Source organism: Streptomyces sp. NTH33, assembly GCF_003236365.1.
Taxonomy (GTDB): Bacteria; Actinomycetota; Actinomycetes; order Streptomycetales; family Streptomycetaceae; genus Streptomyces.
The window spans coordinates 1-7006 of record NZ_POTZ01000368.1; the positions used below are offsets into that span (position 1 = coordinate 1).

Below are 7006 nucleotides of genomic sequence, written 5' to 3' on the forward strand. Positions count from 1 at the left end.
CCGGTGATGGGGGTGAGGCGTTGCTCCTCACGGCCCAGGCGGGGCAGGGAACCGAGCAGGCCGAGGGTGTAGGGCATGCGCGGGGTGTAGAAGATGTCCTCCACCGACCCGGTCTCGACGATCCGGCCCGCGTACATCACGGCGACCCGGTCGGTGTGGCCGGCGACCACGCCCAGGTCGTGGGTGATCAGGACGAGGGCGGCGCCGGTCTGGGCGCGGGCGGTCTGAAGTGCCTCGAGGATCTGTGCCTGCACGGTGACGTCCAGGGCGGTGGTCGGCTCGTCGGCGATGATCACGTCGGGGTCGTTCGCCATGGCGATGGCGATGACGACGCGCTGGCGCATGCCGCCGGACATCTCGTGCGGGTAGGTGTCGACGCGCCGCTCGGGGCTGGGGATGCCGACCGTGCCCAGCAGTTCGACGGCGCGGGCGCGGGCGGCGCGGGACGTCAGGTCCGGGTTGTGCCGCCGCAGGGTCTCGGTGATCTGGTAGCCGACGGGGTAGACCGGGTTCAGTGAGGTCATCGGATCCTGGAAGATCATGGCGATGCCGCTGCCGCGCAGGCCGGACAGCCGGGCGTCGGACAGCCCGAGCAGTTCGGTGCCCTCGAACCGCACCGACCCGCGCACCCGGGCGGTGGCGGGCAGCAGTCCCATCACGGCGAGCGCGGTGACCGACTTCCCGGATCCCGACTCGCCGACGATGCCCAGCGAGTCGCCGCGCTCGAGCCGGTAGCCGACGCCGCGCACGGCCCGGACGGTCCCGTCCTCCGTGGGGAACTCCACGCTCAGGTCGTCGACTTCGAGCACGGCGTCCGTGACCGGGACCTCGCGCACTCCATGGCTGGTGGTCGTCACTGTCGCACCCTTTGCTGCCGGGGGTCGAAGGCGTCGCGCAGCCCGTCGCCGATGAAGTTGATGGTCAGGGCGATGGCGATGATGAAGAAGCCGGGGATGTAGAAGAGCCAGGGCCGGGTGTCGACCGCCGTCTGCGCCTGGGAGACGAGCAGCCCGAGCGAGGTGTCGGGCGGCTGCACGCCGAAGCCCACGAAGGACAGGGCCGTCTCGGTGAGGATGCCGGTGGCCACCAGCACGGTCGCGTTGACGATGATCGGTCCGAGCGCGTTGGGCAGCAGGTGCCGGAAGATGATCCACGGGTCCGAGGCGCCGAGCGCCCGCGCCGCCTCCACGAACTCCTTCTCGCGCAGCGACAGCACCGTGGAGCGCACGACCCGGGAGACGTACGCCCAGGTCAGTCCGGCGATGACCACGGCGATCCAGTACCAGGAGCCGCCGCTGCGCGAGGAGATGACCAGCGCGATCGCGAACAGCGGGAGCGTCAGCACGAGATCGGCGATCCTCATCATGATCGCGTCGACGACGCCCCGGTAGAAACCCGCGACCGCGCCCCAGATCGCGCCGACGGCGGTGGAGCCGAGCGCGATCAGGATGGCGACCTTCAGGGAGGTCTGGGTGCCGCGCATGACCTGGGCGTAGGCGTCGTAGCCGGAGGCGTTGGTGCCGAAGGGGTGCTTCCAGGACGGCGCCTGGGAGTTGTCGGGGGTGTACTTCTGGTACGAGTAGTGCCACAGGTGCGGGCCGACGAACGCCCACAGCACGATCAGCACGAACACGACCAGGCTGACCATGGCGGCCCGGTGGCGCACGAAACGGCGCAGCACCAGCCGGGTCCGGCTGCGGTATCGGACGGTGAACTCGTGGTCGACGGGCGGCAGGTGGGTGCCGGCGGACCCGGGGGCCTCGGTGTCAGTCATAGCGGATCCTCGGGTCGAGTACGGCGTAGAGGAGATCGGCGACGAGGTTGAACCCGATGACGACGACGGCGGACAGCAGCAGCCACGCCATGGTCCGGTAGACGTCCACGGTCTGCGCCGACTGGACGAGCATCTCGCCCATGCCGTGCCACTGGAAGATCGTCTCCGTGATGACGGCGCCGCCCAGGACGATCGCGACGTCCAGCGCGGTGACGGTGGTGAGCGGGACGAGGGCGGTGCGCAGGGCGTGCCGCACCAGGACCTTGCCGCGCCTGAGGCCCTTGGCCCGGGCCAGCCGTACGTAGTCGCTGTTCAGCACCTCGAGCAGGGAGGCGCGGGTGTAGCGGGTCCAGGAGGCGAAGGAGACCAGGGCGAGTGTGATGGTGGGCAGGACGAGATGGCCGACGTGGTCGGTGAACCGGTTCCAGGGGGTGCCGACGTCGAGATACGGCGACTTCTCGCCGATGGTGCCGAGGAACTGGCTGCCGGTCTGTTCGTTGAACCAGATTCCGGCCTGCTTGAGCAGGACGGCGAACCAGAACACCGGCATGGCGAGGAACAGGAAACCGAAGAAGGTGATGGCGTAGTCGGTGGCACTGTACTGGCGGATCGCGCTGAACACCCCGAAGATCACGGCCATGATCAGCGCGATGACGAGGGAGGCGGCGACCAGGGTGACGGTGACCCGGAAGCGGGTGAACAGGTCGTGCCCGATGTCCAGGTTGGCCTGTACGGACGGTCCCCAGTCGCCGTGCAGCACTCCGGTGATCCAGTTCCAGTAGCGCTCGGCCGCGGGCTGGTCGGCGTGGATGTGCCGGGCGAACGCGTCGACGGCGGCCTGGCTGGGGGCGGGCTGCCGTGAGGTGGCGAAGTTGGCGACCGGGTCGCCGGAGTTGACGACGACCAGGAAGACGATGAACGTGGAGGCGATCAGGACCGGGACGGAGACGAGGATGCGGCGCACGGTGTAGGCGAGCATGCGGCCTTCTCTTCAGCAGGGACCGGTCCCGGCCCCGGGGTCGCCGGGGCCGGGCAGGTGAACGAGGATGCCGCCGGGCCTACTTCTTCAGGCCCCATTCGGCGGTGTTGTACGGCGGGCCCACGTTGGTGGCGTTGTCCCGCATGTTCACGAACCGCTTCTGCACCGCGAGGAACGTCGGCTTCTGGTAGAGCGGCAGCACGTAGGCGTCGTCCACCACGATCTTGTCGGCCTGGTTGAGCAGCGAGGCGGCCTTGGCCTGGTCGGTCTCGCCGACGGCCTGGGTGATCAGCCGGTCGACCCTCTTGTCGCTGTAGCCGCCGTAGTTGCCGCCGCCGCCCGTCACCCAGTTCTGCTGGGCGTTGGCACTGGGGAACGGGGAGCCGACCCAGGCGAAGACGATGATGTCGTACTGGTGCCCCACCAGGACGGTGCCGAGGTCGGCCGCGCCGATCGGCTTGATGGTGACCTTGATGCCGAGGCTCGCCAGGTTGCTCTGCAGGATCTGGCACTCGCTCTGCCGGATCTGGTTGCCGGTGGTGTAACGGCAGTTGAAGGGGCCGACGGCCTTGCCGTCCGGCGTCTTCAGGGCCGTACCGACTCCGGTGAACTTCGCGTCGATGAGGTACTTCTTCGCCTTCCCGAGATCACCCGTCCCCTGTCCCGTACCGGTGACGAGATCCTGGTAACCGGCCTGGCCGGGAACGTAGTTGTGGCTGCCGAGCTGCTTGGTCTTCGGGTCGAACTGGCCGACCGTCTTGGAGACGATGTCCTTGATGTCGATCGCGGTGAACATCGCCTGGCGCAGTGCCTTGTACTTGCCGAGCACCGGGTTGTGCAGGTTGAGGTCGAAGTGCTCCCAGATCAGGCCGTTGCCGATGGTGTAGGTGACGTTCGGGATGGCCTTGATCTGGTTGACCAGGTCGACCTCGGGCTGCGGGTAGATGGCCTGGACCTCGTTGTTGCGCAGGGCGGTGGGCTCCTGCGTGGCGTCCGTGATGACCTTGAAGATCAGCCGGTCCAGGGACGGCTTGGTCTTCCCCCACCACTTGGGGTCGGGCACGAAGGTGGCGTGGTCGTTGTCCGTCCAGTCCTGCATCCTGTACGGGCCGGCGGTCGCGTACTTGGACGGCGGGGTCTTCTGGAAGTACTGCCAGCCCTCCGTCATCTGCGCGGCCGTCATGTGCGCGGCGTCGCCCGCCTTGGCGCCGGAGAGCTTCTCGGCGACGTGCGCCGGATAGAGCGGGTAGCCGGCGCCGAAGAGCTGTTTCCAGTCGGAGAAGGGTTTGGCCATCACCACCGTGACGGTCCTGCCGTCGTCGGAGCCGGTGACGGACTTGATCCTGTCGTAGCCCGCCGTGCTCTGCGGCAGGCAGCCCTTGGTCTGGCTTTCGTCGCTCGCGGGCGGCGGCGGGCAGTCCTTGCCGTTGTTGGTGCGCCAGTAGTAGAGGAAGTCGTCGGCGGTGATGGGAATGCCGTCGTTCCAGGACGCCTTGGGATTGATCTTGTAGACGAGGGTCTGCGGGCTGGTGCTCGTCTGGGTCGCGGAGGTGACCAGGTCGGTGTTGAGGGCGACGGAGAAGTCGGGCTGGGGGACGAAGACCTGGGGCAGGACGACGCCCAGCGCCTCACCGTTCTCGAAGGTGTTGCCGTTGGCGTCCTGGACGTTCCACTGCTGGATGTTCTTCTCCAGCGTGTAGGTGAACGTTCCTCCTGGCTTGGTGGCGCCGGAGTTGCAGGTGTTGGCCTTGCCCTGGGTTGCGCAGGACGCGAGCCCGGCGGAGTCGTTCTTGCCGGAGTCGCCGCCTCCACCGCTGTTGCATGCGGCCAGGACCAGGGTGAGCCCGGCGGCGAGCGTGAGTCCCCTGGTGAGAGCCGATCGTTGCACGCGCATGTCCCTCCTTCGACAGGCGGAAGACCCGGCCGTGTCACGCCGGCCGGCGGCCGCGGGAGAACTGAGCTGCGTACCCGACGGTAGGACGCTCCTGTACTTTCTTCGGTCCCGTGTTCATACCGGGACGGCGACAATTCCCTCTGGTTTTCCCCTCGGAACCCCCCACACCGGGCAAAGTCACCTGGTGGCGCGGCCGGGAGGAGAGGTTTTCGGCCGACATCGCGGAAAACGAGGGGAGTTGCAGGAGACCCCCGAGGGGCTCACGAACGGCCGTCAGCCGACCGGGATGCCCGCCTCCAGGTACACCGCCGCTCCGCGCTCACGCGCCCGCAGCGCCCGGCGCAGCCGTTCGTAGCGCACGGGCGGCAGCAGACCGGCGGCCTCCCGCTCGGTGACGAAGCGGCAGTCGCGCAGCTCGGGGCCGGGCAGCAGCAGGCGCTCGGCCGCCGCGGAGTCCAGCCGGCCGCCGTCGAAGAGGAAGCGCAGACCGCCGAAACCGGGGGGCGCGGGCGGCTCCCAGTCGACGACGAGCAGGCGGGGCACGTCGTCCAGCCGTACCCCGGTCTCCTCGGCGACCTCGCGCATTCCCGCGCGGGCCGGGGCCTCGCCGGGTTCGACGACGCCGCCGGGGAACTCCCAGCCGGGCTTGTAGGTGGGATCGACGAGCAGCACGCGGTCCCGCTCGTCGAAGAGGAGCACCCCGGAGGCGACCGTCTCGCCGGTGGGTTCCGGGGTCTGCACGATGTCGCAGACGGGCACGGCACCGCTGCTGACGGCCTCGACGATCCGGGCGGCCGTCTCGTACGGGGTGAGGGCACCGGTGTCGACGGGGTGGGCGTCGGCGGTGAGCCAGGAGGCGAGGGCGGCGCGGTAGGGCTCGATGTGGTCGTGGGACCACTGCCGTACGCGCATCTCGCCGTCGGGCAGGTCGGGCGGGACCTCGCGGCGGGCTATCCGCTCCCGCAGGATCGTTTCGGCCGGGGCGAGGAGGATGTGCCGGACGGTGATGCGGCGGGCGGCGAGGCCGCCGAAGATCTCGTCACGGTACTCCTGGCGCAGCAGGGTCATGGGGACCACGAGGGTTCCGCCCAGCTCGGCGAGCATCGCGGCGGCCGTGTCGATCACCATGCGCCGCCAGATCGGCAGGTCCTGGTAGTCGCCGACCTCGGCGAGGTGTTCGGGCGGCAGCAGATACGTGAGCGCGCTGCCGATGACCTCGGGGTCGAAGAGCGTGCTGTTCGGGATCAGCTCGATCAGTTCCCGTGCGGTGGTGGTCTTACCCGCACCGAAAGCGCCGTTGATCCAGACGATCACGGGTCCCCCTCTTCTGTTGGCCCCCTGTGGCTTGCCCGCTCCACCCTGCCACGGAAACCCGCCCCAGTTGAGGGCGCCCACAGGACGGCGCCGGTGCCCCGGCCGGGGCACCGGCGCCGCGTCCGGCCGGCTCAGCGGCGGTGCCGCGGGGCCTCGTCGTCCGTGAGGAGGCCGTCCTGTCCGAGGACCTGGTCGACGGCGCCCACGGCGTCCTTCACGCCCGGTTCACCGAGCCGGCCGTGCTCGGCGGCGTGCGAGGGAGTGACGGCGGCCACGACGAACCCGGTGGCCAGGGAGGCGAGGGCGAGCATGCTGCGCTTCTTCATGCCCCGTCCAACTGCCGCGACCGCCCGGAGGTCACGCCGTGGACCGCCGGACGTCGCCCCCGTTGATTCCAGGGTCGGCCCGGCGATGAAGTGGCGCCGCAGGAGCAGGAGGACCACCTTTCGCCGGCTGTCACAGGGTGCCGGGGTCGCCCAGCGGGTCGTCGTGCTCGTCCGGCCGCTCCTGCCCCGGGAAGAGCACCAGTGAGGCGGCGACCAGCCCCGGTGCCGCACTGAGCGGGCCCGGCCCCAACGCCCACCAGGCAACGATGAGCAAGGGCGGCGCAAGGGTGACCAGCGCTGCCGCGACGCGCTGGACGACCTCGGCCGACCAGGCCGTCCGCAGAAGGCCGGGGTTTCTCCGCCGCCACTGGAGGACCGCGCTCATCATGACGAGAGACGTCAGCACGAGACAGGTTGGCAGGCCGGTGCGCGGGAGGCTCTCCCACTCCACCCCGCCACTCGGTCCGAGCTTCAATGCGCCCTGGGCGAGCAGCCCGGCACCGATCAGAGCGAAGACTCCGCCGAGCATCCGGACGAACGCCATGCCGCGAGGCGATTTCGGTCGCCACGGCCGACCGTTGACTCGCATTCTCCGCAGTGCGGCACCGCGATAATCGGCAGCCGTCCCCCCGCCGAACACGATGGCCACGACACCTCACACCATCATGAAGGGAGCCATGGCGTTTCCGCCCCCGCTCACGCTCTGCTGCGCCCTCACC

At 69.6% G+C, this 7006-nt stretch carries 7 protein-coding genes; all 7 read right to left on the reverse strand.

What is annotated here, in order from left to right; all coding sequences use genetic code 11:
* A partial coding sequence (locus C1I97_RS27465; RefSeq protein WP_258382760.1) for an ABC transporter ATP-binding protein occupies positions 1 to 857 on the reverse strand: 857 nt, incomplete at its 3' end.
* The gene (locus tag C1I97_RS27470; protein WP_111005835.1) at positions 854 to 1774 is read right to left on the reverse strand and encodes an ABC transporter permease; all 921 of its coding nucleotides are present in this window, start codon (positions 1772 to 1774) and stop codon (positions 854 to 856) included. The genes C1I97_RS27470 and C1I97_RS27465, both read right to left, overlap by 4 nt.
* Positions 1767 to 2753, reverse strand: coding sequence for an ABC transporter permease (locus C1I97_RS27475; protein WP_111005836.1), 987 nt, complete (start codon positions 2751 to 2753; stop codon positions 1767 to 1769). Before C1I97_RS27475 ends, C1I97_RS27470 begins: the two co-directional genes overlap by 8 nt.
* A 79-nt stretch (positions 2754 to 2832) precedes the next feature.
* Entirely contained in the window at positions 2833 to 4647 is a 1815-nt protein-coding gene (locus C1I97_RS27480) for an ABC transporter family substrate-binding protein (protein ID WP_111005837.1), read from the reverse strand.
* 273 nt (positions 4648 to 4920) lie between these two features.
* Positions 4921 to 5961, reverse strand: a complete 1041-nt coding sequence (locus C1I97_RS27485) for an NUDIX hydrolase (RefSeq protein WP_111005838.1) — start codon at positions 5959 to 5961, stop codon at positions 4921 to 4923.
* A 131-nt stretch (positions 5962 to 6092) separates the two neighbouring features.
* On the reverse strand, positions 6093 to 6287 hold the full coding sequence (locus tag C1I97_RS27490) for a hypothetical protein (protein WP_111005839.1): 195 nt from the start codon (positions 6285 to 6287) through the stop codon (positions 6093 to 6095).
* 130 nt (positions 6288 to 6417) lie between these two features.
* Entirely contained in the window at positions 6418 to 6831 is a 414-nt protein-coding gene (locus C1I97_RS27495) for a hypothetical protein (protein ID WP_111005840.1), read from the reverse strand.
* Between the last annotated feature and the right edge of the window lie 175 nt (positions 6832 to 7006).

Bases quoted from the DNA above. Each gene is read 5' to 3' on its own strand.
- C1I97_RS27470 (WP_111005835.1), bottom strand. From the start codon at position 1,774: ATGACTGACACCGAGGCCCCCGGGTCCGCCGGCACCCACCTGCCGCCC.
- C1I97_RS27475 (WP_111005836.1), bottom strand. From the start codon at position 2,753: ATGCTCGCCTACACCGTGCGCCGCATCCTCGTCTCCGTCCCGGTCCTG.
- C1I97_RS27480 (WP_111005837.1), bottom strand. From the start codon at position 4,647: ATGCGCGTGCAACGATCGGCTCTCACCAGGGGACTCACGCTCGCCGCC.
- C1I97_RS27490 (WP_111005839.1), bottom strand. From the start codon at position 6,287: ATGAAGAAGCGCAGCATGCTCGCCCTCGCCTCCCTGGCCACCGGGTTC.
- C1I97_RS27495 (WP_111005840.1), bottom strand. From the start codon at position 6,831: ATGGCGTTCGTCCGGATGCTCGGCGGAGTCTTCGCTCTGATCGGTGCC.